The sequence below is a fragment of the Afipia sp. Root123D2 genome (assembly GCF_001425835.1).
GTDB lineage: Bacteria > Pseudomonadota > Alphaproteobacteria > Rhizobiales > Xanthobacteraceae > Afipia.
Map to the genome: position 1 here is coordinate 1,178,947 of NZ_LMDP01000001.1, position 23,482 is coordinate 1,202,428.

The window sequence follows — 23,482 nt, forward strand, 5'->3', positions numbered from 1 at the left end:
TTATTGCTGACCTTTTCGTAAGCGTATTTTTTATTTGCAGTGCGTGTGCGCGCCTCAATGGAGAGGTTGCAATGGGCAAAGAACACAGGCAGCGGCCCCGCGTCGATTTTGGCAAGGGCGTTGGCGTTCACATCATGGGAATTGACGGCACCTGGCGTCGCCATTGCGCGATGCTGGATATTTCCGAGAGCGGCGTCCTGCTACAGGTCGAAGGCTCGATGGCAGGGCTCGATCTCAAGGAATTTTTCCTGTTGTTGTCGTCGACCGGTCTGGCCTATCGCCGGTGCGAATTAATCCGTGTCAACGGCGATCAGATCGGCGCGCGCTTTCTCAAGAGTGTTGAAAAGAAAAAAGCCGGGACGCCGAACGATAGACGGCAGCTCGCGGAAAGTGGGCATTGAATGTTGCGCGACGTGACGGCCAGTCTCGCCGACCCATGCACGATACTTGCGGTTTCGGTGACGACGTTCACCAAAGTCCCGCTGACCGGTGAGATCGAACTGCAGACCAGCGACGGCATGTTAAAATACGCCATCAATGAGGAGATCGCCCAGACGTTGGCCAGCGATCTCGATCGCTTTCTTAGTCAGTCGTGACCGGGTGTGAGTGGCATATCGCCCATGGCCCAGAAACGCAGATTTGAGCGAATCAAGCCGTCCGGCACTCTGTCCAGATCCGGAAAGATCATTGTCGATATCAAATCGCCGGTGGTGAATTGCACCATTGTCGATTATTCCGCCGGCGGCGCCTGCCTTGAGGTTTTGCCGCGCGTGCCTCTGCCGAACCGGTTCGAGTTGCTGTATGCCGGCACGCGAAAGAAATGCCGTGTCGTCTGGACCAACGGCCCGCGTCTCGGCGTGTCTTTTTAGTTTTGCCGCCAACCGAACGCCAATGATCACGTCACCGCCGGCTGGGCATTCCAGCCGGCGGCTGCCGTTGTGCAGTTAGTCAGGCGGTGAGGGAGATCGTTACGCCGGAATGACGGCGACGATTTCGAGTGTCCGCGGATTCACGATCACGATCTCATCGCGAACGAGGAAGAACTCGTAGCCGCGCCAGTCGGGATAGACTTCGACAATCTCGACCGGCACCGGATGGAAGGACACCGTGCGCGGCACGCGCGTTCCGACCGAGATCGAGAAGTTGACGTTTGTCACCGGCTTCACATTTTGCTTATGAATGACGGTCGTGATTTTGGTGCGCTGCTCGGTGGTGAGTTTGGCACCCGCGCCAGCTTGGCCTGTCGTGGTGCCGGCCTTCTTGTCGCCGCCCGTGGTTTCGGTGGCATTTCTGTCGGCCTTGCCAGCGCCGTTCTTCGAATCCGCCTTCATATCGCTCTTGGATTTGCGATCATTGGTGGTTTCGGACGCAGCCTTGTTGCCGGACTTGCTGTCCGACTCAGTGCTCTTCGACTTCATGTCTTTCTCGTGCTGGGCTGAATCGTTTGCCCGCGGCATTTTCTGCTCCGCCTGTCCGGCCTTCATACCAGTGCCGGGCGTTTTCTCGGCGCCTTCACCGCGTTTCATCGGTGCCGATTTCTCGGCCGCTCCGCTCGACGGTGAGCCGGAAGAAGGCGCGGTTGCGGCGGGTGCATCACCGCCCTTGTTCATGCCCTGCGCGAACGCAACATTGCCGCCAGCGATGAGTGCGGCGGTAGCGACGGAAATCAGAAGTGTCTTTCTCATGGTGTCCTCCTCGTGACTGCCCAACTCACAACGAGGAAGGTTGCTTACCGTTCCGGACAGCGGAAGTTTATTGCGTGAACACGGGTTCATCCATGAGGCGCGATCGTGTTGGTTCCGGGACAGGAACACATGAGGCTAAAGTGATCTGGTAGCTCAGGTAGTAGGCTGCGAAGCATTGCGCATGACTGCGGTGGCGTCATGTGCCGCCGCGAACAATCCCCACATCGCGCCCAGCATCAGCCAGAAATGGCGCCAGTGATCGACGTCGATGATGAAAGCTTCGCCGACGGTGCCGAGAAACGCGGCGAACACCGCGAGATACGCGCGCTGCCATGGCACACGCAGGAAGATCAGCTTGAATCCCATGATGACGGTGATGAACACCAGCGCAGGGTAGGTGATCCCGGCGATCCAGCCGCCGGACATGAAAGCGTTGAGGAACGAGTTGTGCGTGTCCTCGGGAAAAAACCGGGTGAATTGCAACGGCCCGATGCCGAGCGGCAGGTCGAGGGCCATCTGGAAACCGAGGACGTGTCGTCCGAAACGTCCGAAGCGGCCTTCGTCGTAACTTTGATTGAAGCTTGCGCGTTCCTTGAAGAGATTGTCGATCGAATCGAACGACAGCAGAATGGCAAGCAGGACAATCGCGGCGGCGACAGCGGCGATGGTGGTCAGCACGATCCGGCGGCGCTGCTTTGTCGATGGGCTGGTCAGATACATCAGGCACAGCATGAATGCCGATGTTAATACAAGCTGCCCCCATGCAGCGCGCGAGAACGCCAGCAGGATCGCGAGCGTGATGATCCCAAGCGCCAGCGCGCCACGGAGCGATTTTCCGAGTGGCTGCGTGACGACATTCTGCAACGAGAACAGCGCCGGCAGGATGAGGAACGCCGAGAGCACGTTGGGATCCTTGAATGTGCCGCGGGCCCGGCCGTAAAGGGTCAGGAGATCGTATCCGCCTGGTACGAGATGAAAGTATCCGGCGATGCCGGCGGCGGAGGCGATGACGCCGCCCACGATCAACCCGCGGCGGAGCAGGTCGAGACGTGCTTCGGTGTCCTCCGACAGCACCATGGCAAAGAAGATCACCGTCGTCGCCATATACCAGGATGTCACCACCCAGTTGATGATCTCGGATTTGTTCATCAGGTAGGCGGAGGAGATCGTGTAGCCGATATTCAGCGTCAACAGCATTGCGATCAGCGGCAGAAACACCGGCCGCAGGCGCAGGCCGGTCACGTAGAACAAGACGATGCCGATCAGCGTGACCCACTCATACGGGCTCGGTTCGATGAACACGATGGCGCCGCCGCAACCCGCGGCCCACATCAGCGCGCGCTGCACCGCCGCGGTCCTCGGCGGAATCGCTGCGGTTGACAGGGGCGGAGAGGCGGTGAGCGTGATGGCCATGGCTCCTCGCGCGAGCGCGCGCTAGTAGGCGTTCTCACCCTTGATGAGCGCCAGCGGCGTTTTGAACAGGATGTAGAGGTCGAACAGCACCGACCAGTTCTCGATGTAATAGAGATCGAACTCGACGCGCTTCTGGATCTTTTCCTCGTTGTCGATCTCGCCGCGCCAGCCGTTGATCTGGGCCCAGCCGGTGATGCCCGGCTTGACGCGATGGCGGGCGAAATAGCCATCCACAGTCTCGTCGAACAGGCGGGCCTGTAATTTTCCCTGCACGGCATGCGGACGCGGGCCGACGATCGACAGGTTGCCTTTGAACACGACGTTGAAGAGTTGCGGCAATTCGTCCAGGCTGGTCTTGCGGATGAAGCGCCCGACGCGGGTGACGCGCGGGTCGTTCCGGGTCACGACCTTGCTGGCCAGCGGATCGGCCTGATGATGGTAAAGCGAGCGGAACTTGAACACGTCGATGCGTTCGTTGTTGAAGCCGAACCGCTTCTGGCGGAACAGCACGGGCCCCGGACTGTCGAGCTTGATCGCCAGCGCGACCGCCGCCATCACCGGTGACAGCAGGATGAGCAGAATGCCGCCGACAACGCGGTCGAACAGCCATTTCATCACCAGATCCCAGTCGGTGATCGGCTGCTCGAAGACATCCAGTGTTGGGACTTTGCCGATGTAGGAATAGGAGCGCGGGCGGAATCGCAGCTTGTTGGTGTGCGCCGACAGGCGGATGTCGACCGGCAGCACCCACAGCTTTTTCAGCATGCCGAGGATGCGGCCTTCGGCCGAGATCGGCAGTGCGAACAGCACGAGATCGATACGGGTGCGGCGGGCGAATTCGACGATGTCGTCGATCTTGCCGAGTTTCGGCTTTCCGGCGCAGGTGTCGAGCGCACGCGCGTCGTTGCGGTCGTCGAACACACCGAGGATGCGAAGGTCCGAATCGTCCTGCGCATCGAGCGCCTTGATCAGCTTTTCGCCATTGTCATCCGATCCAACGATGACGGTGCGGCGATCGAGCCTGCCTTCGCGCGCCCAGCGCCGGACCAGCGCGCGCAACACAAGCCGGTCGACAAACAGCGCAGCGAGGCCGGTGAAGAAGAACGCCGAGAGCCAGACGCGCGAGACCGTGCCGCCTGCCTTGGCGAAGAACGAGGCCCCGATGAACAGCAGGAACACGAACGCCCATGACGATGCCATCCGGGTCATCTGGCGAAGCTGGCCGCGGAAAACCTGGATGTCGTAAATCTCTGCGGCCTGGAAACTAATGACCGCGACCAGCGCGATCGCGGAAATCGCCCAGAGATAACCCCATTTGAACCCGTCGAGCGGGGCGACGTAGGCGAGGTTCAACGCGATCCCGACCACGAAGATCAGCGCAAAATCGGAGACCCGGACCACGCCGTTAATGACGACCGGCGAATAGGCGGTTCGCACTTTCTCGTTCGTGATGGCAAGCGCCGCAGGTGTCAGGCGTCGCCGCCGCTCGATCCGCGGCGCGGACGCCGTGGCGGAGGCGGAGTCCATCATCGAGCGCAGGTCGAGTGGTTCCACGTCAGATATCCGTTGTCTTGCCGCCATGTGACAATGCGCCACCGAGGCGGAAGTCCCTCGTGACGGCATTAGCGAACAAACCGGAAGATAGGGTTATCGCTGGTAAATTTCGGTTAATCTGTACCGAGCGTATCGCGGTAACCGGCGAGTACGCCATCGACCATCGCCTTCTGGGAAAAGTGCACGAAAATGCGCTCGCGCAAATCCTTCGCCCGGGCTCTGGCGGTTTCGAGGTCGGCAAGGGCCGCTTCGATGGCATCAGCCATCGCCCCGATGCTGTTGCCGGCAAACAGGGCGTCCTCATGGGGGCCGAAAATCTCGGGAATGCCGCCGATCCGGGCTGCCAGCATCGGAACGCCGGCGGCAGCAGCCTCGATCACGACATAAGGCATCGAATCGCCGCGCGAGGGGACAATCAGCAGCCTGCCTTTTGAAAACCCGTAGCGGGGTTTGACATGACCGATGAAGCGCACGGCGTCGCCGAGCTTCAATTGCTGGACCTGGGCCTTCAGCGCGGCGGTTTCCTCGCCGTCGCCGGCCAGTGTCAGGGTCACGGGATTGCCGTCGGCACGCAGCCGAGCGACCGCCTCGATCAGGAGATCCGCCCCCTTGATGCGGCGAAACTCGCCGACATAAACCAGATCGGTCGCGTCGTCCGCCGGGATAACAGGGTCGAATTCGGCTGCGGTTACGCCATTGAATACACAGTGCACCGGCCCCGTGGGCTTGCCGATTACCCGCTGGTAGGTGTCGCGCGCGAATGCGCTCTCGAACAGGAATAGATCGGTGCGATTCATCAGCGCTCGTTCCATCCGGCTGTAGACCGCGCCTTTAAGAGTGTCCGGCGGGTAGTGCAGGGAGCCGCCATGGGGCGTGTAAACGCGGATGATTTTTTTCGACTTGCCCTTGAGGCGGACGAATACGCCGGCCTTCGCGCCATGCCCGTGCAACACGTCGAGTTTGAGTTGGCGCGCCAGGCCGAGGAATTTCCGCGCGATGAGTGCGTCGCCGGGGTGCGGCTCGCGATGAATCGGAAGCCTGTACGTGCCCAGCTTCATGCGCGGCGCAATCGCTTTCAATGCAGCTTCGGCCCGTTCGCCCCCGGTCAGGCTGTCGGCGAGGATGCCGACTTCGTGGCCCCGATCGGCCTGTCCGTTAGCGACATCGATAATATGCCGGAAGATGCCGCCGACGGGCGCACGCACGGCGTGAAGGATGCGAAGAGGCTTGGTGGTCTCGGGCATGTCAGAACCAGCGCTCGCCGATGACGATGGTATCGCCGGGACGCAGCAGGGTGCCGAGCGAAACGGTGGCGTGCGCGGTGGCAGCCTCGCCGGGGCGGGTGAGTTCGACGTCGCTGCGTTGGGCGCGCGGTGTGAAACCGCCGGCGATGGCGACGGCGCTCTCTACTGTCATGTTGGGCACGTAGGGATACTGCCCGGGAGCCGCGACCTCGCCAAGGATAAAGAACGGCCGGTAAGTCTCGACCTCGACCGCGACATACGGTTCGCGGAGGTAGCCGCGCCTGAGGCGTGCGGCAATCGAAGCGCTGAGTTCGGCTGTGGTCAGCCCGCGCGCCGGGACGCCGCCGATCAGCGGCATCGTGATCGAGCCGCCGGCGCCGACGGCGTAGGTATTGGTGAGGCCTTCCTGGCCGAAAACGACGATCCGCAGCTTGTCGCCGGCGTCGAGTTGATAGGGCTCATCGCCCGGCGCATAGGGGGCGCGGGTCGCGGCAACGTTCGGCTTCTGGCGGTAAGCGAGAGCGTCGAGGGTATTCGACGGGGCGGATGCGACAGGCGCAGCGGTGCGCATACACCCCGAAACGGCGAGCGCGGCAAACAGGCTAGCGATGAGCGCGCAACGACGCCGCATGAGCAATCCAACAAGGAAAATAGTGAGTCTGATTAAGGGCATTCATGGTTAACAAAGCATGACCAGCAGACCATTCGCGGTTGCGGCAAAGGGGCTTTTCACCAGAATTAACCCGGCGGCAACCTTAATGGACTGTAATCGCCGGAGCTGTTCAGTGGTGTCCGGTGGGAGTAATCGATGCGTTTGGCGTACTGGCGTGACCGGATCAACGGCGTGTTTGCCAGAGATGCGAGCCCGGTGGAGCCGGCCGCTCCTGCGGCTGTTGAAGCGCCCGCGCTTGCTGCGCCGCGCCAACTCGGCGATATCGACCTGCAGCTGATCTGGCAGGCGCTCGTACGTCGGCGCAAATGGGTAATCGTGCCGACGGCGGTTGTCTTCGTGCTGTCGATCGTCGCGGTCAACATGATCACGCCGCGCTATAAGTCGGAAGCGCGCATCCTGATCGACGGCCGCGAAAACGTCTTCCTGCGGCCGAACGGCGAGCGCAGCGAGGAGCGCAGCACGCCAGACGCCGAAGCCATCACCAGCCAGGTCCAGTTGCTGCTGTCGCGCGACCTTGCGCTCAATGTCATCAAGAAGAACAAGCTCGACCAGTTGCCCGAGTTCGATCCGGTCCTCAACGGTCCGTCGCCTTGGAAGAGCGTGCTGTCGCTGTTCGGCATCGGCCGCGATCCGTTCAGGATGACGCCTGAAGAGCGGGTGCTGGAGGCCTATAGCCAGCGCCTGACGGCCTATGCGGTCGACAAGTCCCGCGTCATGGTCATCGAATTCCAGTCGCGCGATCCAAAACTTGCCGCGCAGGTCGCCAATTCGATCGCCGATGAGTATCTCGTTTTCCAGCGTAATGCGCGTCAGGATCAGGCGAAATCGGCCGGGCAGTGGCTGTCCGGGGAAATCGACAGCCTGCGCAAGAAGGTCGCGGACGCGGAAGCGCGCGCCGAAGCCTTCCGGTCCAAATCCAGCCTGTTCGTCGGCACCAACAACACCTCGTTGTCCAACCAGCAGCTGGGTGAACTCAACACTCAACTCAACAATGCGCGCGTCCAGATGGCCGATGCCGAATCCCGCGCCCGGGCGATCAGCGCCATGCTGAAAACCGGCAGGCCGGTCGAAGCTTCCGAGGTGCTGAATTCCGAACTGGTGCGGCGGCTCGCCGAGCAGCGCGTAACGCTGCGGGCGCAACTCGCCGAGCAGTCCGCGACGCTGTTGAGCGAACATCCGCGCATCAAGGAGTTGCGGGCGCAGATCGCCGATCTCGATCGTCAATTGCGCGAAGAGGCGAGCAAGATTTCGCGATCACTGGAAAACGACGCCAAGGTCGCGAGCGCCCGTGTTGACGGCTTGAACGCGAGCCTCGATCAGCTCAAGCGCCATGCGACCTCGACCAACAGCCAGGACATTCAGCTGCGCGCAATGGAGCGCGAGGCCAAGGCTCAACGGGATCTGCTTGAATCCTATCTCGCGAAATATCGCGAGGCGACCGCGCGCGAGAATATCGACGCCGCACCGTCCGAGGGCCGGATCATTTCGCGCGCCTTCGTCTCGAATACGCCGGCCTATCCGAAGAAGCTGCCGATCGTGCTGATCGCGACGCTGATAACGCTGCTGCTGACCTCAGGCTACATCGCAACCGCTGAACTGCTGCGCATGACAGCGCCCCGGTTGTCGTTGCCGCGCGATACGCAACTCGCACCATTGGCTGAAATCCGCGATACCCATCCACAGATGACGTCTCCGGTGACCGAGATCGGCGGACTGGCCGAGGTTCTGCTGGCGGCCGGAGAGAGTGCGCGCAAGATTACCGTGATCGGCGCCCATGCCGGCGAGGATGTCACCTTAACGGCGTTGACGCTGGCGCGGCAATTGTCGCGCAGTGCCAAGGTGGTCATGGTCGATCTCACCATGACGTCGCCGATGCTGGCAGCGGTGTCGAACGATCCGGCAGCGCCGGGTCTAAGCGATTTGATGCAGGCCAGTGCCTCCTTCAGCCAGATCATCACCAAGGACCGGCTGTCAGGTCTTCATCTCGTTGGCGCGGGCCGTCATCCGGATCGCGCCTTGTTGCAATTTCCACGGCTCGGGCTTGCGATCGACGCGCTGATGCGCGCCTACGATCACGTTGTGCTCGATACCGGAACCGCCGCCGATCTGCCGACGACGCTTATCACCGGGAATGCTCATGCGGTGATTGTTCCGGACCCCGCCATCACGCCGGCGGCGCGCATCAAGATGCGCGAACAACTGATGGATTCCGGTTTCGAGGATGCGACGATCCTGAGCGCGGCCGCACCGGCCGAAGACATTGGTCCAGCGGGCGAGCGGATTGCCGCCGCCTGAACCGTCCGTCAGTGTTGCAGGGCGCCGCGCAGCCGCCGCGCCATCTGCATCAGTGCGGGATTCTGCTTCACCAGCCGCTTGGCGTGGGTCAGCGACGACATGCCGAACGCTGCCAGCTTGCCGCGCGCAGTCAATGGAATGAAGCTGTCGAAGATCGGCTCGTCGTCCTTGCAGAATTGCAGCTTGTAGTCGTCCGATCCGATGCCGAGATCGAACGAGTCGTAATTGTGCTGCGCATAGTGGTCGACGATGCTGCGGACCAGGATGACGCCCGGGCTATGCCTGGCGTTTTCCGACATCGTGTAGGTGTTGAACATCATCGAGAAGCGCTTGTTGCCGGAGACACCGGCGAAGATCGCGATCACTTCGGCGTCGCATTCCAGCGCGTGGATTTCAATGGCGCGGTGGCCGTCCGGCAGTTTCGCCAGACAGGACTCGCGGATGAATTTCTCGACGGCGGGGTCGGCGAAAATGTTGGGAAGCTTCTGCGCCGCCATGCGCTGCGGTTTGATAAGGAAAAACGCGTTGAGAAGGCGCTCGATCTCTTCATCGGTCTGCGCCAGCAGATAGCGGTAGCCGGACAACGCCTGCAGCTTGCGTTCCTTGGTGCGCATCCTGCGGCGGAAGCCGGTGCTGATCTTGGTTTCCGGCGAGGTGTGCGACAACACCATCAGCGGGCAGGCGTTGGGGGAGGGCTGTCCCGGCAGCAGGGTCATCGGATTGGCGAGACCCATCCAGTTTCGCGGTTGCTGCGTGAACGCCAGCACATCGGCGCCGTGATCGTGGATTGCGGATAGCACCGTATCGAGATCGGCCTTTGTCACAGAACTGGCGAAGTCGCGCTGCCACAGTCCCATGTTGAACGTCGTGTGCTTGCCGCCGAGGAAGCGAACGACATTGGCGCCGTTCTCGCGCCCCATCGCCAGCGGCAGCAGCAACAGCGGTTTGCCATCCGCGCTGGTGGCGACGACGATGAAGGGCTGCAAACCCTCGCTCACTCCGACATTGGCCTGCCACGCTTTCAGAAAGTCGAAGCGCTGATAGGGCGTCGAAAATTGATCGTCCGCCTCAAGCGCGCGCCATGCGGTTTCCGCGACGTCGACGTCATGCAGGATGTCGATCCGCGCGATGCGCAAGGATGTCGGGCCTGACGGTGTCGACGCGGATTGGCTTTCGATTGCGGCAGCCATGGTCATCGCAAGGCCTTGTTTGAATTTATGAAATATGGGCGGCGCGCCACGCGGGCGCATTCGCCTGACCTTTTCAAACAAACGTCAACAAAGGGTAATGACGATCGCAGAGCGGCGGGGCCTAAATCGGCTTTTAACACCAGGCGTGAAGGCCGCAGCGCCGGTTTTTACGCTGTGGGTTTATCCGGCCGCGACATCCACGCGATCAGCGGCATTGCCGGCAGCACCCAGCCCAGACCGGCCACCACGTAGAAGATTCCCTGCGCCAGCCGGGAGGACGCGAGCCACGGCGTCTGGGCGATTGCCATTCCGGCCAGTGACCAGACGACCACGAGGCACAGCAGGCCGACTGTTCCGATCAGTTTTCGGGTGCGGATTTTCATGACGGAAACGTGCGGGTCCTGCGGTAAACCGCGCCTTGCGCGGAAAAGTGGCGGGACTATAAGGACCGCGCAAATTCATTCAAGCCATCGTTTTCCATGATCCAAACTCCGGTTCCGAAATCCTCGCAGTTGCGCGCCGTACGCGTGTGGCTTGTTATCGTCGCCGCGATGATCGTCGGCACGCTGCTGGTCGGCGGAGCGACGCGCTTGACGGAATCCGGTCTGTCGATCGTGGAATGGAAGCCGGTCGCGGGGATGGTCCCTCCGCTCAGCGCGGAAGCATGGAACAAGGAATTCGAGGCCTACAAGACCATTCCGCAGTATCGCGAAATGAATCTCGGCATGAGCCTCAACGAGTTCAAGACGATTTTCTGGTGGGAGTGGAGTCACCGGCTGCTGGCGCGGAGCATCGGCGCGGTTTTCCTGCTGCCGTTTCTCTGGTTTCTGTGGCGGGGGTATATGCCGTCCGACCTCAAGCGGCGATTGTGGGTGATCTTCGTGCTCGGCGGGGTACAGGGCGCGGTTGGCTGGTGGATGGTGAAATCGGGCCTGTCAGGCCGGGTATCGGTATCACAGTATCGGCTCGCGATTCACTTCATGCTGGCGCTGTTTATTTTCGCGGCCATTGTCTGGACGCTGCGCCGCCTGAAGTCGCAACCGGTGCCCTCTGAATCCGCGCGCCTGAAATGGACCGGCCGGATTTTGCTCGGGCTGGTGTTCATCCAGCTCTATTTCGGGGCGTTGGTCGCCGGCCTGCGCGCTGGCCACGTCTTCAACACATGGCCGGACATCGACGGCGGATTCATCCCGACCGCGGCACGGCTGTTCTTCGAGCAGCCGTGGTGGCGGAATTTCTTCGACAATACGCTGACGGTGCAGTTCACCCATCGCATGATCGCTTATGGTTTGTTTGCGCTGGCGATTGCGCATGCCGTCGACGCCATCCGCGCGCGCGCCGGGACCGCCACGATCAACGGCGCCTTGTGGCTCGCCGCGGCGGTGACGGTGCAGGCCGTGCTTGGCATCGTCACCTTGCTGCATCAGGTGCCGATCTCGCTGGGGCTGGCGCACCAGGCGGTCGCGATCGTGGTGCTGACGCTGGCGCTGTTTCAGGCGGAGCGGCTTGGCGCAAATCGCCGCGAAGCGCGCAAGGGAAGGCTCGACATGGCGCTCGGCCAGACTGGCTGAATCGAGCAATTCTAAACTGCGGTAAAATCTCAGAAACCCTTGATTCACGGCCATTATCTGCGTTTTCCAGCAGTCTCACATTTTAGTGCGTGCAAGTCCTGTTTACATGGCCGGTACGGGCGGTAGAACGATCCGAAATTGTCCAATCGATGGGCTTGCCGGGTTTCTCATGTCCAATGCGTTTGTTCAGGCCGCTGTCATCCTGCTTCGGGAAGGTCTCGAAGCGATGCTGGTGATCGCCGCGCTGGCAGCCTATCTGCGCAAGGTCGGCGGCGGTCATCGGGTTGAGGCACTATATGCCGGTGCATTGGCGGCGGTGGCTGCGAGCCTGATCGCCGCATGGCTGTTCGCGGTCCTGAATTCAGGTCAGCACAGCGATCTTCTCGAAGGTATCGTTATTCTCGTGGCCGCTGCTTTGATGCTCTATGTCAGCGGCTGGCTGATGGTGAAGCAGGATCCGCGCGGCTGGCAGGACTATCTGGCCACCAAGGCCAACAGCGCGCTGGCGCAGGACACCGCTTGGGCGGTTGGCGTCCTCGCTTTCCTCGCCGTATTCCGCGAAGGCGCCGAGACGGTGCTGTTCGTCACCGCGCTTGCTGGTACCGAAGGCGGCTGGAGCGCCGGGTTGTTTGCGGGCCTCGCAGCAGCGACTGTTGGTCTCGTCGTCCTGTTCTACTTCATCAATCTGGTCGCCCAGCGAATTCCGCTGCGCCCGCTGTTCGTTGTCACCTCGGCATTCCTGTTCGTGATGGGCATCAAGTTCATCGGCGAGGCGATCACCGAATTCCAGGAACAGACTCTCGTTCCGTTCACCGAGCTCAAGAACTTCGGCTGGCTGGAGTCGATCGGGTTCAATCCGACGCTGGAAGCGGTTTCGGTGCAGTTGCTGGTGATTCTGTTTGCGCTTGCGACGTTCTCGATCATCCAGCGCAACGCACGGCTGGTTCGCCGCGACAAGGCCGAGGCGGAGTTGCACGCCGCCGAATAGGAATTTCAGAAAGTCATACTTGCTCTCTCCAGATCAAAACGCGGCGCCATGCCCGGCGCCGCGTTTTTTATTGGAGAAGTTTATCGCCTCAGGCGCCGAGCGCCTGCTCGAGGTCGGCGATAATGTCTTCCTTGTCCTCGATGCCGATCGACAGCCGCACCACATCGACGCCCGCGCCGGCCTGAGCCTTCTGCGCGTCGCTGAGCTGGCTGTGGGTGGTCGAGGCCGGATGGATGATCAGCGAACGGGTGTCGCCGATATTGGCCAGATGCGAGAACAGTTTGACGTTCGATACCAGGCTGATGCCGGCGTCGTAACCGCCCTTGAGACCGAAGGTGAACACCGCGCCGGCGCCCTTCGGCGTGTATTTGCGCGCGAGCTGATGATAGCGGTCGCCGGGCAGACCCGCATAATTGACCCATGACACCGCCGGATGCGCAGAAAGCCATTCGGCGACGGCCTTGGTGTTGTCGCAGTGCCTCTGCATTCGCAGGCCGAGCGTCTCGATGCCGGTTAGGATCATGAAGGCGTTGAACGGCGACAATGCCGGGCCGAGATCGCGCAGGCCGAGCACGCGTGCCGCGATGGCGAACGCGAAGTTGCCGAACGTCTCATGCAGCTTGATGCCGTGATACTCCGGACGCGGCTCGCTCAGCATCGGGTAACGGCCGTCGCGCGACCAGTCGAACGTGCCGGCATCGACGATGATGCCGCCGATCGAGTTGCCGTGGCCGCCAAGGAACTTGGTCAGCGAGTGGAGGACGATATCGGCGCCATGATCGATCGGCCGCATCAGGTAGGGCGATGCCAGCGTGTTGTCGACGATCAGCGGCACGCCGGCCTTGCGGGCGATGGTGGCGATGGCCTCGATGTCGGTGATCGAGCCGCCGGGGTTGGCGATCGACTCGACGAAGATCGCCTTGGTCTTCGGCGTCAGCGCGCGCTCGAAAGTGGCGGGATCATCATTGTCGGCCCACACCACGTTCCAGCCGAAGCTCTTGTAGGCGTGGTTGAACTGGTTGATCGAACCGCCATAAAGCTTGCGGCCGGCGATGAATTCGTCTCCGGGCTGCAGCAGGGTTTGGAACGCCACAACCTGCGCGGCGTGGCCGGATGCCACCGCCAGCGCGGCGGTGCCGCCTTCGAGCGCCGCGACGCGTTCCTCAAGGACAGCGTTGGTTGGATTTCCGATGCGGGTGTAGATGTTGCCGAAGGTCTGCAGCCCGAACAACGATGCGGCGTGATCGGCATCGTTAAACACGAATGACGAGGTCTGATAGATCGGAGTTATTCGTGCGCCGGTCGTCGGATCGGGTTGTGCGCCCGCGTGAATGGCGAGCGTCGAAAAACCTGGCAAGCGTTCTGTCATTAGAAAATCCCTTCGGGTGGCGGGAAACGGCATGAGAACAATATGCTGCGGGTGCGCAGGGTTTCAGTCAAGCTGAACGCGCAAACAAGCCCGAATTGATAATAAGGTTGCCGCTTTTCGTCGCGGCGGAGGCGATCATTCTTTCACGGGTGGAACAGCGGCAACTTCGTTTTTGTCGCGCGCGGCGCGATCGGCGGCCGCCGTCGTGCCGCCGCTGACGCTGGCACGATGGAGAGAGAGTCGCATGCCGCTGGTGGGGACGGGTGCTCGCTTCGAACTGAGCGTGCGCGAATTCACGCCCATCCATTGAATTTCGGAGGTGAGGCGGCCGTATTCGATTTTCGGGCAGCGGTTCATCACCACCTTCACTCCGGCCGCTTCGGCCTTGGCGGCAGCCTCGTCGTTACGAACGCCGAGTTGCATCCAGATCACCTTCGGCAGCACTTTCAGCGACAGCGCCTCGTCGACAATCGCCATGGCGCGATCCGAGGCGCGGAAGATATCGATCATGTCGATCGGCCGATCGACATCGCGCAGCGAGCCGACGAACGGCTTGCCGACCAGCCTCTTGCCGACCTGTCCCGGATTGATCGGGATCATGTCGTAGTCGCGCTCGGCGAGATACTTGAAAGCGAAGTAGCTCGGCCGCACGTTGACCGGCGACGCGCCGACCATGGCGATGGTTTTGACGCTGGTGAGGATCTGGCGAATGTAGCTGTCGGGATAGGAGTCGTGGTTCATTCAGGCAATCGTCCGGCGGCTTACCGGTCCTCCCATTTCGGATCGCGCTTTTCGATGAAAGCGCCGATCCCTTCCTCGGCGTCACGTGCCATCATGTTCATGGCCATCACCTGCGCGGCGTAGTGATAGGCCTCGGACAGCGGCATTTCTGCTTGCCGATAGAATGCTTCCTTGCCGATACGCAGCGTGTACGCCGACTTGAGCGCGATCTTGCGGGCGAGCGCAATCGCCGCGTCGCGCTCGGTACCGGCCGGCACCACGCTGTTGACGAGACCCAGTTCGGCGGCGCGTTGCGCGCTGATGGGCTCTCCGGTCAGCAGCATGTGCATCGCGTGCTTGCGTGAGACGTTGCGCGACAGCGCCACCATCGGCGTCGAGCAAAACAGCCCGATATCGATGCCCGGTGTCGCGAATTTCGCATTCTCCGATGCAACGGCGAGATCGCAGGTCGCAACCAGCTGGCAGCCGGCCGCAGTGGCAACGCCCTGTACAGCAGCGACCACCGGCTTCGGCAGCCGCACGATCGCCTGCATCATCGCGCTGCAAGAATTCATGATCTGGGAGAAATACGCGAAGCCGGCGTCGGCATCGGCGCGCCGCGCGGTCAGTTCCTTGAGATCATGGCCTGAGGAGAACGCCGGCCCCTTGGCGGCGATCACCACGGCGCGCACGCTGGTGTCGTCGCGGATCGAATCCAGAGCCGTGTGGAGCGCGGCGAGCATGGTCTCCGACAGCGCGTTGCGCGAGGCCGGTGAATCGAGCGTCAGCACCGCGATGCCATCGATGGTTTCGCGCGAAAGCGGCGAGGGCGATGTCTTGGCCGATGGAGGCCGGGTGGCAGATGTGGTCGTCATGAAAGTGTCCGTGGGCATGATCGTGCGTCATTTGCAAGGCATGGACCGCAAAACGCAAAACCGGATTCCACTTTTGCTGATCGCGCCCTGTGATACAAGGCCGTCATATATGACGTGGTGCAGGACAAACCATCAATGGCCAATGCGAAAATGACCGTCGCCGAACTGGAGGCATTCCTGCACAAGGAATTTCCCCAGGCCTTCGGAAGCGGCGAGGTTCAGATCGAAAGCGCCGATGGTGCGATGTGCCTACTGCGCCAGCCTTACAGCGAGCGGATGTTGCGCCCGGGCGGCACGGTATCCGGGCCGACGCTGATGGCCCTGGCGGATCTCGCGATGTATGTCGTGCTGCTGTCGGCGATCGGGCCGGTCGGGCTGGCCGTGACCACCAACCTCAACATCAATTTTCTTCGCAAGGGCCAGCCGGGGCAGGATGTCGTCGCCGCCGCCAAGCTGATGAAACTCGGCAAGCGCCTCGCGGTCGGGGAAGTGATCTTGTTATCAGGCACTTCGCCGGATCCGATCGCGCATGTCACCGCTACGTACTCTATTCCAGATGCTCAATGATTTTAGCGGTATTATAAAACCATATTTCTAACTAGTTGTTTTCTATAGATTATTTTGCACAAATGATCGTTGACGCGCGCGAGGGGTTTATCTAGAACCTCGCCCAGCCCGGCAGTTGCGCCGGACATCACCTTTTCACGGATAACCTCACATGAAGACGTTTTCGGCAAAGCCGGCCGAGGTCGAGAAGAAGTGGGTGCTGATCGACGCCAAGGGTCTGGTCGTCGGCCGTCTCGCCACTCTTGTCGCCATGCGTTTGCGCGGCAAGCACCTTCCGACCTACACGCCTCACGTCGATTGTGGTGACAACGTCATCATCATCAACGCTGCTCATGTCGTCCTCACCGGGCGCAAGCGCGACAACAAAGTTTATTACAACCACACCGGCTTCATCGGCGGCATCAAGGAACGCACGGCGAAGTCGATCCTCGAAGGGCGCTTCCCGGAGCGCGTTCTCGAAAAGGCCATCGAGCGCATGATCCCGCGCGGTCCGCTCGGCCGTGTGCAGCTGGGCAACCTGCGCGTCTATGCTGGTGCCGAGCATCCGCATGAAGCACAGCAGCCGGTAGTCGTGGATATCGCATCGATGAATCGCAAGAACATGAGGGCCGCATAATGTCCGATACCATGCAGTCCCTCGACCAGTTGTCGGCGCTCAAGACCGCCGCACCGGAAGCGCCGCAGTACACCAAGAAAGTGGACAAGTTCGGCCGTGCTTACGCCACCGGCAAGCGCAAGGACGCGGTCGCCCGCGTCTGGATCAAGCCGGGCACCGGCAAGGTCACCGTCAACACCCGCGAGGTCGAAGTCTATTTCGCCCGTCCGGTGCTGCGCATGATGATTCAGCAGCCGATCGTCGCCGCTGCCCGTCAGGGCCAGTACGACGTGATCTGCACCGTCGCAGGCGGCGGTCTGTCGGGTCAGGCGGGCGCTGTTCGTCACGGCATCTCGAAGGCCTTGACCAACTTCGAACCGGAACTGCGGGGGGTCCTCAAGAAGGGCGGCTTCCTCACGCGCGACTCGCGCGTCGTCGAGCGCAAGAAGTACGGCAAGGCGAAGGCCCGCCGCTCCTTCCAGTTCTCGAAGCGCTAAGGCGCGCTTCGCCGCCAGTTCTCGAAACGTTAATCGGTTCGATCCAATCCTCCGCAATTGCGGACAAGTCAGTCGAAAGGGCGCCTTCGGGCGCCCTTTTTTCGTTATTCTCGATTGCTGGCGAATTGCAGATACTTTTGACGAAAATTATGTGACCGCCGCAAACACACTTCCAAGACCTCACTGCTAGCGTCAGGTTGGCTGAGGGGGCTATTCCGGCTCCGTCCGAGTTAAGCAGAAGCTTTACGATGCCTGCCGGCGCGACGATGTCGCTCGATATTTCAACGCTCTACCTTGTCGCAACACTGGTTGCGGCGCTCCTTGGCGCGATGCTGCTGTTTTTCTGGCGGCAGGAGAGAATCCCGGCGCTGGGATGGTGGGGAGCGGCCTACATTCTCGGTGCGGCCTCGATCGCCTTGTGGATCGCGGGCGGCACTGCGCTGGGCTTGTGGCTGGCGCTGGCCGTCAACGCCGTCGGCTTCATTGCCTGCGGCATGGTCTGGGATGCGGCGCGGGTGTTTCACGGCCGCGCGCCGAGTATCGCCGGATTGATCGCGGGCGCCGCGATCTGGATTGCGGCGGTCCTTTTCATTCACCCACTGAGCGACGAAGCCCGCATGACGCTGGGCGCAACGATCGTCGCCATCTACGCTGCACTGACCGCGACCGAACTGTGGCGCGAGCGGCGCAAGAGCCTGCGGTCACGCTGGCCGGCGGTGATCGTGCCGATGTTGCACGGCATGGTCCTGATGATGCCGATCCTGATCAGCGATGTCATCCATCCGTTCGGCAGCGGCCTGAGCGGCATGTGGGTCGCGGCGTTCGCGGTCGAACTGGTGCTCTATGCGGTCGGCACCGTCTTCATCATCTTCATGCTGGTGTCGGAGCGCACGGTCTCCGCCCACAAGCTCGCGGCATCCGTCGATCCGCTTACGGGGCTGCTCAACCGGCGCGGCTTCAGCGAAGCCACATCACGCATGATCGAGCGCGAGGCGAAGGCGGGCCGTCCGATCACGGTGATGATTTTCGACATCGACCACTTCAAGTCGGTCAATGACACGTTCGGCCACGCCACCGGCGACGAGGTGCTGAAGGTGTTCGCCAATGTCGTCGCCAATACTTTGCGCATCACCGATCTGGTCGGCCGCATCGGCGGTGAGGAGTTCGCGGCACTTCTGCCGTGCGCGATGGACGAAGCGCTGACGGCGGCGGAGCGCGTGCGTGAAGCGTTCCAGGATGCCGGCGTTGCGGTTGACGACGAACCGTTGGCGACGACGGTGAGCATCGGGGTCGCCGGCGGCCCGGCGCACACCGAACTCGAGGTGTTGATGGCTTCGGCGGACACCGCGCTCTATCAGGCCAAACGCGGCGGCCGCAATCGGGTCGAGGCCGCAGCGGAAGAGCCGCTGTCGCTCGGTCAATCCAGGCTCGGCGTCGCAGGTCTCATCACACCTGACGACGCGCAGCCGCGCCGCGAGTTGGCCGACGCCCACGCCTGAACGGCAACATGGTTAGCGATGTGTTTACCCTTCGCGTCATACCATGAGGCATGATCGGCACACGCACTCACGACAGTCATGAGGATGTCTCCTCGCTTGAGGCCACGGCGGCTTCGGCGCGGGCCGGGTTTGCCTGCATGTTCTCGACGGCCGACGAATACGAGAGCGCACTGATCACCGAGCGGCGCGCCCAGGGCCGCTACGCAACCCGGATCGACTGGCAGCCGTTGATGCTGGCGGGCTGTGTTTTTATCCTTTCGGGCGTCCTGCTGATCGTCCTGTAAAGGCCGCGGCGGAAGAGGGTTTCAGGCGCCGGGGGTGCCTTTTTCTTTGCCCGGCAGCTTTGAACGCCCTGTATTTTACGCTAGAGCCGTCCGGGTCATGAAAAAGGGCGCAAAGACCATGATTACAGAAATCGCACAGATCGAGATCAAGCCGGGCAGCGAGAAGGATTTCGAGGCCGCCATCGGCAAGGCCGAGTCGATTTTCAAGCGTTGCAAGGGCTGGATCAGCTTCGAACTGCACAAATCGATCGAGAAGCCGTCGCGGTATCGCTTGCACATCAAGTGGGAGACGCTGGAGAACCACACCGTCGATTTCCGGGAATCGGCCAACTTCACCGAATGGCGCGCACTGGTCGGGCCGCATTTCGCGTCGCCCCCCGAGGTGGAACACACCCAGACCGTCAAGGCGTTCTGAGCGGTCGCGTCTTGCGACATGAAAAGGCGCCATGGAGGCGCCTTTTTTGATTCCGGCTTGATTCCAGCGGAGACGCAGACCGCTAACGCGCGGCAATCAGGACTTCGGCCGGCCTGGCGTCATCTTCGCGGATGTAATCGATCACGACCTTGACGATGGCGACCATCGGCAGCGCCAGTGCCAGCCCCCACACTCCGAACACGACGCCGAGCAGTATCTGGAACGCGAACAGCGTCGCCGGCGGGATCTCCAGCGCCTGCCGCTGCAGGATCGGCGTCAGGATGTAGCTTTCCAGCGCGTGGACGCCCATGAACAGCACGAACGCGCTGATCACGGCGACCAACCCCGATGAAATGCTGGCCAGCAGGATGATGAGCCCGCCGAGCAGGGCGCCGATGGTTGGAATGAACGCCAGCAGGCCAGCCTGAATTCCGAGGATGAACGAGGCCGGGATGCCGATGATCGCGAGGCCGATCCATGTCACTGCGAAGACGGCGGCCATGGTGATCATCTGCGCGATCAGCCACCGTTCGAGCGTTACGCTGATCCTGTCGACCACCGCTTCGACATCGGCGCGATGCCGCTTGGGCGACAACGCCAGCAGTCCCTTGCGATAGACCGACGGCTGCGCCGCGAATGCCAGCCCGAGAAACAGGACGATAAAGAAGTTTCCGACCGCGCCGACGGTGCCGAGAATCAGTTTCAGCGTCTGGCTGACGATCGCGCCGCCGCCGGAAGCGATCGCTCCTGCGCTCGGCAGATTGTTGCGTGGCTGCGCAGGTGTTGCCACCGGTGCCGCCGTATCGGAGGCGGGGGTCGCGGCATTCAGGTCGAGATAGCTGGTATCGACGCCGTGCCGTTCGAGAAAGCCCTTGAGATTGACGATCTGCGATTTGATCGTGCCGCTCAACGCCGTCGCCTGCTGGGCGATCGTCGAGCCGCCGAGCGTTCCGATCCCCGCGATCAGCGCTGCCAGCATCAGACAGACAATGGCGAGCCGCAGCGGGTGCGGTCCGCCCATGATCTTGTGGAGCTGATTAGTCATCGCGGTCAGCGCGACGCCGAGCAACGCCCCGGCAAAGATCAGGAACAGCGTCGGCGCGTAGTACCACGCGAACACCACGAAAACCGCGAACGCGATGACGCCGATCCCGCCGACAGCGATCGACCATGCGAGGTCGTTGCGGGATTGAAGCTTGCTCTCGGATGGTGTCACGCGCGATCCTCGCCTGAAGGGACACCGCAGTTTTTCCCGAAACGCGGCACTTGAGCAAGCGCGGCGATCCGTTTCAGCAATAATTCAGCCCGGCGACCTATCGTCGCCGGCCGGAAAGGGGATCTGCGCAGCATGTTGTCGCGATGGACCGGGCTTGGACTTCTGTTCGTGGCTCTGCTGGTCGGCGACCAGATTCGCCTCGGGCGGCCCGAGTACAAATACCGGCTGACGGTCGAGGTCGAAGGGCCGCAGGGGCTCACATCCGCGTCGGGCGTGATGTCGGTGCATCCCAATCGCGGCTATGGCGGCACCGGAAGCGGCGGTACGCGGACCAAGGGCGATGCCGTGTTCGTCGATCTCGGTGACAGGCGGAATCTGGTGATGCTCCTGCTTCACGATGCGTCCAAGGCGAACACCGACGGAATGAATTATCTGCCGATCACCGCGTTCGCAGGGACCGGCCGCAGGGTCAGTTTCCGCGAGGTGAGCCAGCAGCGAGCGCCGGTGCCGGTCACGGGTGATGCGATCCCGCTCATGATCAGCTTCACCGATCCGGCAGAACCGGGAACGGCCCGCCTCGTGAGGCCGGATGATCTCTCGGCGACGTTCGGTGAGGGCTTTCGGCTTCGGGGCGTGACGCTGTCGGTGGTGCCGGCCGGGTGGTGGCCGCTCGATTTTGGCGGGGCCCTGGGTGAGCCGGTGACGCGCGGGATCGAGCGCAAGCTGCCGTGGCTGGCGCAGTCCGGTACGGCGGCCGCGGCGCTTGCCGCTGCCGGGATCACGCTGGCGCCGTCGGTGACCGATCCGCAACTCGCCTTCGAGGCCGACTGACAAAAGCGGTTGTTCCAAGAAAAAAGGCGCTCCGTGAGGAGCGCCTTTCATTTTTGCCATGCCGTCGATGGAGGTCCCGGCGGCTCGGCAACTCTCAGAGCGAGTAGTACAGCTCGAACTCGACCGGATGCGGGGTCATCTCATAGCGCTCGACTTCGGTCATCTTCAGCTCGATGAAGCTGTCGATGAAGTCGTCGTCGAACACGCCGCCGGCCTTCAGGAACGCGCGGTCCTTGTCGAGGTTTTCCAGCGCCTCACGGAGCGAGCCGCAAACCGTCGGGATCTGCTTCAGTTCTTCCTTCGGCAGATCGTAGAGGTCCTTGTCCATCGCCGGACCCGGATCGATCTTGTTCTTGATGCCGTCGAGGCCGGCCATCAGCATCGCGGCGAAGGCGAGGTAGGGGTTCGCCATCGGATCGGGGAAGCGGACTTCGACGCGCTTGGCCTTCGGGTTGGTGGTGTAGGGAATGCGGCACGAGGCCGAGCGGTTGCGTGCCGAGTAGGCAAGCAGCACCGGCGCTTCATAGCCCGGGACCAGACGCTTGTACGAGTTGGTCGACGGGTTGGTGAAGGCGTTGATGGCCTTGGCGTGCTTGATGATGCCGCCGATGTAGTGGATGCAGGTGTCCGACAGGTCGGCGTACTTGTTGCCGGCGAAGGTCGGCTTGCCGTCCTTCCAGATCGACTGGTGAACATGCATGCCCGAGCCGTTGTCGCCATAGACCGGCTTCGGCATGAAGGTGGCGGTCTTGCCGTAGATGTGCGCGACCTGATGGATGCAATACTTATAGATCTGCATCTGGTCGGCCATGTGGGTCAGGGTGTCGAATTTCATGCCCAGTTCGTGCTGCGCGGATGCGACCTCATGGTGATGCTTCTCGACCTTGACGCCCATGCGAGCCATCGCGCCGAGCATTTCCGAGCGCATGTCCTGCACCGAATCCTGCGGTGGCACCGGAAAGTAGCCGGCCTTAGTGCGGATGCGGTGACCGAGGTTGCCGCCCTCGTACTCGGTGTCCGAGTTGGTCGGCAGTTCGGAGGAGTCGAGCTTGAAGCCGGTGTTGTAAGGCGTGGTCTGGAAACGCACGTCGTCGAACACGAAGAACTCGGCTTCGGGGCCGACGAACACGGTGTCGCCCACGCCCATCGACTTCACCATGGCTTCTGCCTTCTTGGCGATGCCGCGCGGGTCGCGGTTATAGGACTCGCCGGTGGTCGGCTCGAGAATGTCGCAGGTGATGACCATTGTGGTCTCGGCGAAGAACGGGTCGATCGTCGCGGTGGCCGGATCAGGCATCAGGCACATGTCGGACTCGTTGATCGCCTTCCAGCCCGCGATCGAGGAGCCGTCGAACATCGTGCCTTCGGCGAAAATTTCCTCGTCGATCATCGAGATGTCGAACGTGACGTGCTGCCACTTGCCGCGCGGATCGGTGAAACGCAGATCGACGTACTTGACGTCGTTGTCCTTGATCGACTTGAGGACGTCTTTGGCGGTCTTCATGGATACCTCTTATCTAACTGCCGTTATTCGTGATGATTTGGTGGTGGGTGAAAGGTGTTCGCGCGGGGCGGGACGGAGGGTGAGGGAGGCGGGCCTAGATGGCGTCCAGTCCGGACTCTCCCGTTCTGATGCGGATGGCTTCCTCAATGTTGGACACGAAAATCTTGCCGTCGCCGATGCGGCCGGTCTGTGCGGCGCGCCGGATGGCCTCGATGGCTTTCTCGACCAGGTCGTCGCCGATCACAATCTCGATTTTGACCTTTGGGAGGAAGTCCACGATGTATTCGGCGCCGCGATAGAGTTCTGCGTGCCCCTTCTGCCGGCCGAAGCCCTTGGCCTCGGTCACGGTGATGCCTTGCAGTCCGACTTCCTGAAGCGCTTCTTTCACCTCGTCGAGTTTGAACGGCTTGATGATGGCTTCGATCTTTTTCACTGACTGTCTCCCGGCACTTCAGACTTCTGGCTCGACTTCGAATTTGCGCGTTGACGCGCATCTC

At 61.8% G+C, this 23,482-nt stretch carries 26 protein-coding genes; 13 read left to right on the forward strand and 13 right to left on the reverse strand.

Going from position 1 to position 23,482, the window contains the following annotated elements; genetic code table 11:
* Positions 1 to 71 precede the first annotated feature (71 nt).
* From ASC80_RS05830 to ASC80_RS05840, 3 genes are read left to right on the forward strand one after another with little or no spacing between them, the layout of a single operon-like run.
* The gene (locus ASC80_RS05830; protein WP_056293823.1) at positions 72 to 401 is read left to right on the forward strand and encodes a PilZ domain-containing protein; all 330 of its coding nucleotides are present in this window, start codon (positions 72 to 74) and stop codon (positions 399 to 401) included.
* A complete protein-coding gene (locus ASC80_RS05835) occupies positions 402 to 596 on the forward strand; it encodes a hypothetical protein (RefSeq protein WP_056293825.1) in 195 nt (64 codons plus the stop codon).
* Between the two features lie 24 nt (positions 597 to 620).
* Entirely contained in the window at positions 621 to 869 is a 249-nt protein-coding gene (locus tag ASC80_RS05840) for a PilZ domain-containing protein (RefSeq protein ID WP_056293828.1), read from the forward strand.
* Positions 870 to 968: 99 nt separating this feature from the next.
* On the opposite strand, the gene ASC80_RS05845 is transcribed toward ASC80_RS05840, so the two are convergent.
* From ASC80_RS05845 to ASC80_RS05865, 5 genes are all read right to left on the reverse strand, one after another.
* Positions 969 to 1,685 (reverse strand): DUF1236 domain-containing protein, encoded by a 717-nt coding sequence (locus ASC80_RS05845; RefSeq protein ID WP_056293831.1) that lies wholly within the window; start codon positions 1,683 to 1,685, stop codon positions 969 to 971.
* A gap of 153 nt (positions 1,686 to 1,838) precedes the next feature.
* A complete protein-coding gene (locus tag ASC80_RS05850) occupies positions 1,839 to 3,098 on the reverse strand; it encodes an O-antigen ligase family protein (protein ID WP_056293833.1) in 1,260 nt (419 codons plus the stop codon).
* A gap of 21 nt (positions 3,099 to 3,119) precedes the next feature.
* On the reverse strand, positions 3,120 to 4,628 hold the full coding sequence (locus ASC80_RS05855) for an undecaprenyl-phosphate glucose phosphotransferase (RefSeq protein ID WP_502690945.1): 1,509 nt from the start codon (positions 4,626 to 4,628) through the stop codon (positions 3,120 to 3,122).
* Between the two features lie 137 nt (positions 4,629 to 4,765).
* On the reverse strand, positions 4,766 to 5,896 hold the full coding sequence (locus ASC80_RS05860; RefSeq protein ID WP_056293838.1) for a glycosyltransferase family 4 protein: 1,131 nt from the start codon (positions 5,894 to 5,896) through the stop codon (positions 4,766 to 4,768).
* A 1-nt stretch (position 5,897) separates the two neighbouring features.
* Positions 5,898 to 6,527, reverse strand: coding sequence for a polysaccharide biosynthesis/export family protein (locus ASC80_RS05865; protein ID WP_056293840.1), 630 nt, complete (start codon positions 6,525 to 6,527; stop codon positions 5,898 to 5,900).
* A gap of 177 nt (positions 6,528 to 6,704) precedes the next feature.
* On the opposite strand from ASC80_RS05865, the gene ASC80_RS05870 reads away from it, so the two are divergent.
* Positions 6,705 to 8,864, forward strand: coding sequence for a GumC family protein (locus tag ASC80_RS05870; RefSeq protein ID WP_056293842.1), 2,160 nt, complete (start codon positions 6,705 to 6,707; stop codon positions 8,862 to 8,864).
* Between the two features lie 8 nt (positions 8,865 to 8,872).
* On the opposite strand, the gene ASC80_RS05875 is transcribed toward ASC80_RS05870, so the two are convergent.
* The gene (locus ASC80_RS05875; RefSeq protein WP_200941148.1) at positions 8,873 to 10,060 is read right to left on the reverse strand and encodes a GNAT family N-acetyltransferase; all 1,188 of its coding nucleotides are present in this window, start codon (positions 10,058 to 10,060) and stop codon (positions 8,873 to 8,875) included.
* 161 nt (positions 10,061 to 10,221) lie between these two features.
* Positions 10,222 to 10,437, reverse strand: a complete 216-nt coding sequence (locus ASC80_RS05880) for a DUF2842 domain-containing protein (protein WP_056293843.1) — start codon at positions 10,435 to 10,437, stop codon at positions 10,222 to 10,224.
* A 96-nt stretch (positions 10,438 to 10,533) separates the two neighbouring features.
* Between ASC80_RS05880 and ASC80_RS05885 the strand changes: the two genes are divergently transcribed.
* Both ASC80_RS05885 and ASC80_RS05890 read left to right on the forward strand, forming a co-directional pair.
* Positions 10,534 to 11,625, forward strand: coding sequence for a COX15/CtaA family protein (locus ASC80_RS05885; RefSeq protein ID WP_056293846.1), 1,092 nt, complete (start codon positions 10,534 to 10,536; stop codon positions 11,623 to 11,625).
* Positions 11,626 to 11,794: 169 nt separating this feature from the next.
* Positions 11,795 to 12,613: an FTR1 family iron permease gene (locus tag ASC80_RS05890; RefSeq protein ID WP_056293848.1), complete on the forward strand. Its 819-nt coding sequence runs from the start codon at positions 11,795 to 11,797 to the stop codon at positions 12,611 to 12,613.
* An 88-nt stretch (positions 12,614 to 12,701) separates the two neighbouring features.
* Here the strand turns inward: ASC80_RS05890 and ASC80_RS05895 are convergent, their stop codons facing one another.
* The 3 genes from ASC80_RS05895 to ASC80_RS05905 form a co-directional block, all read right to left on the reverse strand.
* A complete protein-coding gene (locus ASC80_RS05895) occupies positions 12,702 to 13,982 on the reverse strand; it encodes an O-acetylhomoserine aminocarboxypropyltransferase (RefSeq protein WP_056293852.1) in 1,281 nt (426 codons plus the stop codon).
* A 135-nt stretch (positions 13,983 to 14,117) separates the two neighbouring features.
* Positions 14,118 to 14,723 (reverse strand): CoA-binding protein, encoded by a 606-nt coding sequence (locus ASC80_RS05900; RefSeq protein ID WP_056293855.1) that lies wholly within the window; start codon positions 14,721 to 14,723, stop codon positions 14,118 to 14,120.
* A gap of 20 nt (positions 14,724 to 14,743) precedes the next feature.
* On the reverse strand, positions 14,744 to 15,577 hold the full coding sequence (locus ASC80_RS05905) for an enoyl-CoA hydratase (RefSeq protein WP_056293856.1): 834 nt from the start codon (positions 15,575 to 15,577) through the stop codon (positions 14,744 to 14,746).
* Between the two features lie 135 nt (positions 15,578 to 15,712).
* On the opposite strand from ASC80_RS05905, the gene ASC80_RS05910 reads away from it, so the two are divergent.
* From ASC80_RS05910 to ASC80_RS05935, 6 genes are all read left to right on the forward strand, one after another.
* The gene (locus ASC80_RS05910; protein WP_056293859.1) at positions 15,713 to 16,144 is read left to right on the forward strand and encodes a PaaI family thioesterase; all 432 of its coding nucleotides are present in this window, start codon (positions 15,713 to 15,715) and stop codon (positions 16,142 to 16,144) included.
* 151 nt (positions 16,145 to 16,295) lie between these two features.
* Entirely contained in the window at positions 16,296 to 16,760 is a 465-nt protein-coding gene (gene rplM / locus ASC80_RS05915) for a 50S ribosomal protein L13 (protein WP_056293865.1), read from the forward strand.
* The gene (gene rpsI / locus ASC80_RS05920; RefSeq protein ID WP_056293867.1) at positions 16,760 to 17,236 is read left to right on the forward strand and encodes a 30S ribosomal protein S9; all 477 of its coding nucleotides are present in this window, start codon (positions 16,760 to 16,762) and stop codon (positions 17,234 to 17,236) included. The genes rplM and rpsI overlap by 1 nt, the downstream gene beginning before the upstream one ends.
* A gap of 248 nt (positions 17,237 to 17,484) precedes the next feature.
* Positions 17,485 to 18,735: a GGDEF domain-containing protein gene (locus ASC80_RS05925; protein ID WP_056293869.1), complete on the forward strand. Its 1,251-nt coding sequence runs from the start codon at positions 17,485 to 17,487 to the stop codon at positions 18,733 to 18,735.
* Between the two features lie 50 nt (positions 18,736 to 18,785).
* Positions 18,786 to 19,019, forward strand: a complete 234-nt coding sequence (locus ASC80_RS05930) for a hypothetical protein (protein ID WP_056293872.1) — start codon at positions 18,786 to 18,788, stop codon at positions 19,017 to 19,019.
* 118 nt (positions 19,020 to 19,137) lie between these two features.
* On the forward strand, positions 19,138 to 19,434 hold the full coding sequence (locus ASC80_RS05935) for an antibiotic biosynthesis monooxygenase family protein (protein WP_056295663.1): 297 nt from the start codon (positions 19,138 to 19,140) through the stop codon (positions 19,432 to 19,434).
* Between the two features lie 82 nt (positions 19,435 to 19,516).
* Here ASC80_RS05935 and ASC80_RS05940 read toward each other — a convergent pair whose 3' ends face one another.
* Positions 19,517 to 20,650 (reverse strand): AI-2E family transporter, encoded by a 1,134-nt coding sequence (locus ASC80_RS05940; RefSeq protein WP_056293876.1) that lies wholly within the window; start codon positions 20,648 to 20,650, stop codon positions 19,517 to 19,519.
* Between the two features lie 132 nt (positions 20,651 to 20,782).
* Between ASC80_RS05940 and ASC80_RS05945 the strand changes: the two genes are divergently transcribed.
* Positions 20,783 to 21,481: a hypothetical protein gene (locus ASC80_RS05945; RefSeq protein WP_056293880.1), complete on the forward strand. Its 699-nt coding sequence runs from the start codon at positions 20,783 to 20,785 to the stop codon at positions 21,479 to 21,481.
* A 94-nt stretch (positions 21,482 to 21,575) separates the two neighbouring features.
* Here the strand turns inward: ASC80_RS05945 and glnA are convergent, their stop codons facing one another.
* Together glnA and ASC80_RS05955 are read right to left on the reverse strand one after the other, a co-directional pair.
* Positions 21,576 to 22,985 carry a type I glutamate--ammonia ligase gene (glnA, locus tag ASC80_RS05950; RefSeq protein WP_056293883.1) on the reverse strand — a complete coding sequence of 470 codons (1,410 nt, stop codon included), beginning with the start codon at positions 22,983 to 22,985 and terminating at the stop codon, positions 21,576 to 21,578.
* A 94-nt stretch (positions 22,986 to 23,079) separates the two neighbouring features.
* A complete protein-coding gene (locus tag ASC80_RS05955) occupies positions 23,080 to 23,418 on the reverse strand; it encodes a P-II family nitrogen regulator (RefSeq protein WP_056293886.1) in 339 nt (112 codons plus the stop codon).
* Positions 23,419 to 23,482 lie beyond the last annotated feature (64 nt).

What these genes read in the sequence shown, in the direction of transcription:
- ASC80_RS05830 (WP_056293823.1), top strand. Translation starts at nt 72, where the DNA reads ATGGGCAAAGAACACAGGCAGCGGCCCCGCGTCGATTTTGGCAAGGGC.
- ASC80_RS05835 (WP_056293825.1), top strand. Translation starts at nt 402, where the DNA reads ATGTTGCGCGACGTGACGGCCAGTCTCGCCGACCCATGCACGATACTT.
- ASC80_RS05840 (WP_056293828.1), top strand. Translation starts at nt 621, where the DNA reads ATGGCCCAGAAACGCAGATTTGAGCGAATCAAGCCGTCCGGCACTCTG.
- ASC80_RS05845 (WP_056293831.1), bottom strand. Translation starts at nt 1,685, where the DNA reads ATGAGAAAGACACTTCTGATTTCCGTCGCTACCGCCGCACTCATCGCT.
- ASC80_RS05850 (WP_056293833.1), bottom strand. Translation starts at nt 3,098, where the DNA reads ATGGCCATCACGCTCACCGCCTCTCCGCCCCTGTCAACCGCAGCGATT.
- ASC80_RS05855 (WP_502690945.1), bottom strand. Translation starts at nt 4,628, where the DNA reads ATGATGGACTCCGCCTCCGCCACGGCGTCCGCGCCGCGGATCGAGCGG.
- ASC80_RS05860 (WP_056293838.1), bottom strand. Translation starts at nt 5,896, where the DNA reads ATGCCCGAGACCACCAAGCCTCTTCGCATCCTTCACGCCGTGCGTGCG.
- ASC80_RS05865 (WP_056293840.1), bottom strand. Translation starts at nt 6,527, where the DNA reads ATGCGGCGTCGTTGCGCGCTCATCGCTAGCCTGTTTGCCGCGCTCGCC.
- ASC80_RS05870 (WP_056293842.1), top strand. Translation starts at nt 6,705, where the DNA reads ATGCGTTTGGCGTACTGGCGTGACCGGATCAACGGCGTGTTTGCCAGA.
- ASC80_RS05875 (WP_200941148.1), bottom strand. Translation starts at nt 10,060, where the DNA reads ATGACCATGGCTGCCGCAATCGAAAGCCAATCCGCGTCGACACCGTCA.
- ASC80_RS05880 (WP_056293843.1), bottom strand. Translation starts at nt 10,437, where the DNA reads ATGAAAATCCGCACCCGAAAACTGATCGGAACAGTCGGCCTGCTGTGC.
- ASC80_RS05885 (WP_056293846.1), top strand. Translation starts at nt 10,534, where the DNA reads ATGATCCAAACTCCGGTTCCGAAATCCTCGCAGTTGCGCGCCGTACGC.
- ASC80_RS05890 (WP_056293848.1), top strand. Translation starts at nt 11,795, where the DNA reads ATGTCCAATGCGTTTGTTCAGGCCGCTGTCATCCTGCTTCGGGAAGGT.
- ASC80_RS05895 (WP_056293852.1), bottom strand. Translation starts at nt 13,982, where the DNA reads ATGACAGAACGCTTGCCAGGTTTTTCGACGCTCGCCATTCACGCGGGC.
- ASC80_RS05900 (WP_056293855.1), bottom strand. Translation starts at nt 14,723, where the DNA reads ATGAACCACGACTCCTATCCCGACAGCTACATTCGCCAGATCCTCACC.
- ASC80_RS05905 (WP_056293856.1), bottom strand. Translation starts at nt 15,577, where the DNA reads ATGACGACCACATCTGCCACCCGGCCTCCATCGGCCAAGACATCGCCC.
- ASC80_RS05910 (WP_056293859.1), top strand. Translation starts at nt 15,713, where the DNA reads ATGGCCAATGCGAAAATGACCGTCGCCGAACTGGAGGCATTCCTGCAC.
- rplM (WP_056293865.1), top strand. Translation starts at nt 16,296, where the DNA reads ATGAAGACGTTTTCGGCAAAGCCGGCCGAGGTCGAGAAGAAGTGGGTG.
- rpsI (WP_056293867.1), top strand. Translation starts at nt 16,760, where the DNA reads ATGTCCGATACCATGCAGTCCCTCGACCAGTTGTCGGCGCTCAAGACC.
- ASC80_RS05925 (WP_056293869.1), top strand. Translation starts at nt 17,485, where the DNA reads ATGCCTGCCGGCGCGACGATGTCGCTCGATATTTCAACGCTCTACCTT.
- ASC80_RS05930 (WP_056293872.1), top strand. Translation starts at nt 18,786, where the DNA reads ATGATCGGCACACGCACTCACGACAGTCATGAGGATGTCTCCTCGCTT.
- ASC80_RS05935 (WP_056295663.1), top strand. Translation starts at nt 19,138, where the DNA reads ATGATTACAGAAATCGCACAGATCGAGATCAAGCCGGGCAGCGAGAAG.
- ASC80_RS05945 (WP_056293880.1), top strand. Translation starts at nt 20,783, where the DNA reads ATGTTGTCGCGATGGACCGGGCTTGGACTTCTGTTCGTGGCTCTGCTG.
- glnA (WP_056293883.1), bottom strand. Translation starts at nt 22,985, where the DNA reads ATGAAGACCGCCAAAGACGTCCTCAAGTCGATCAAGGACAACGACGTC.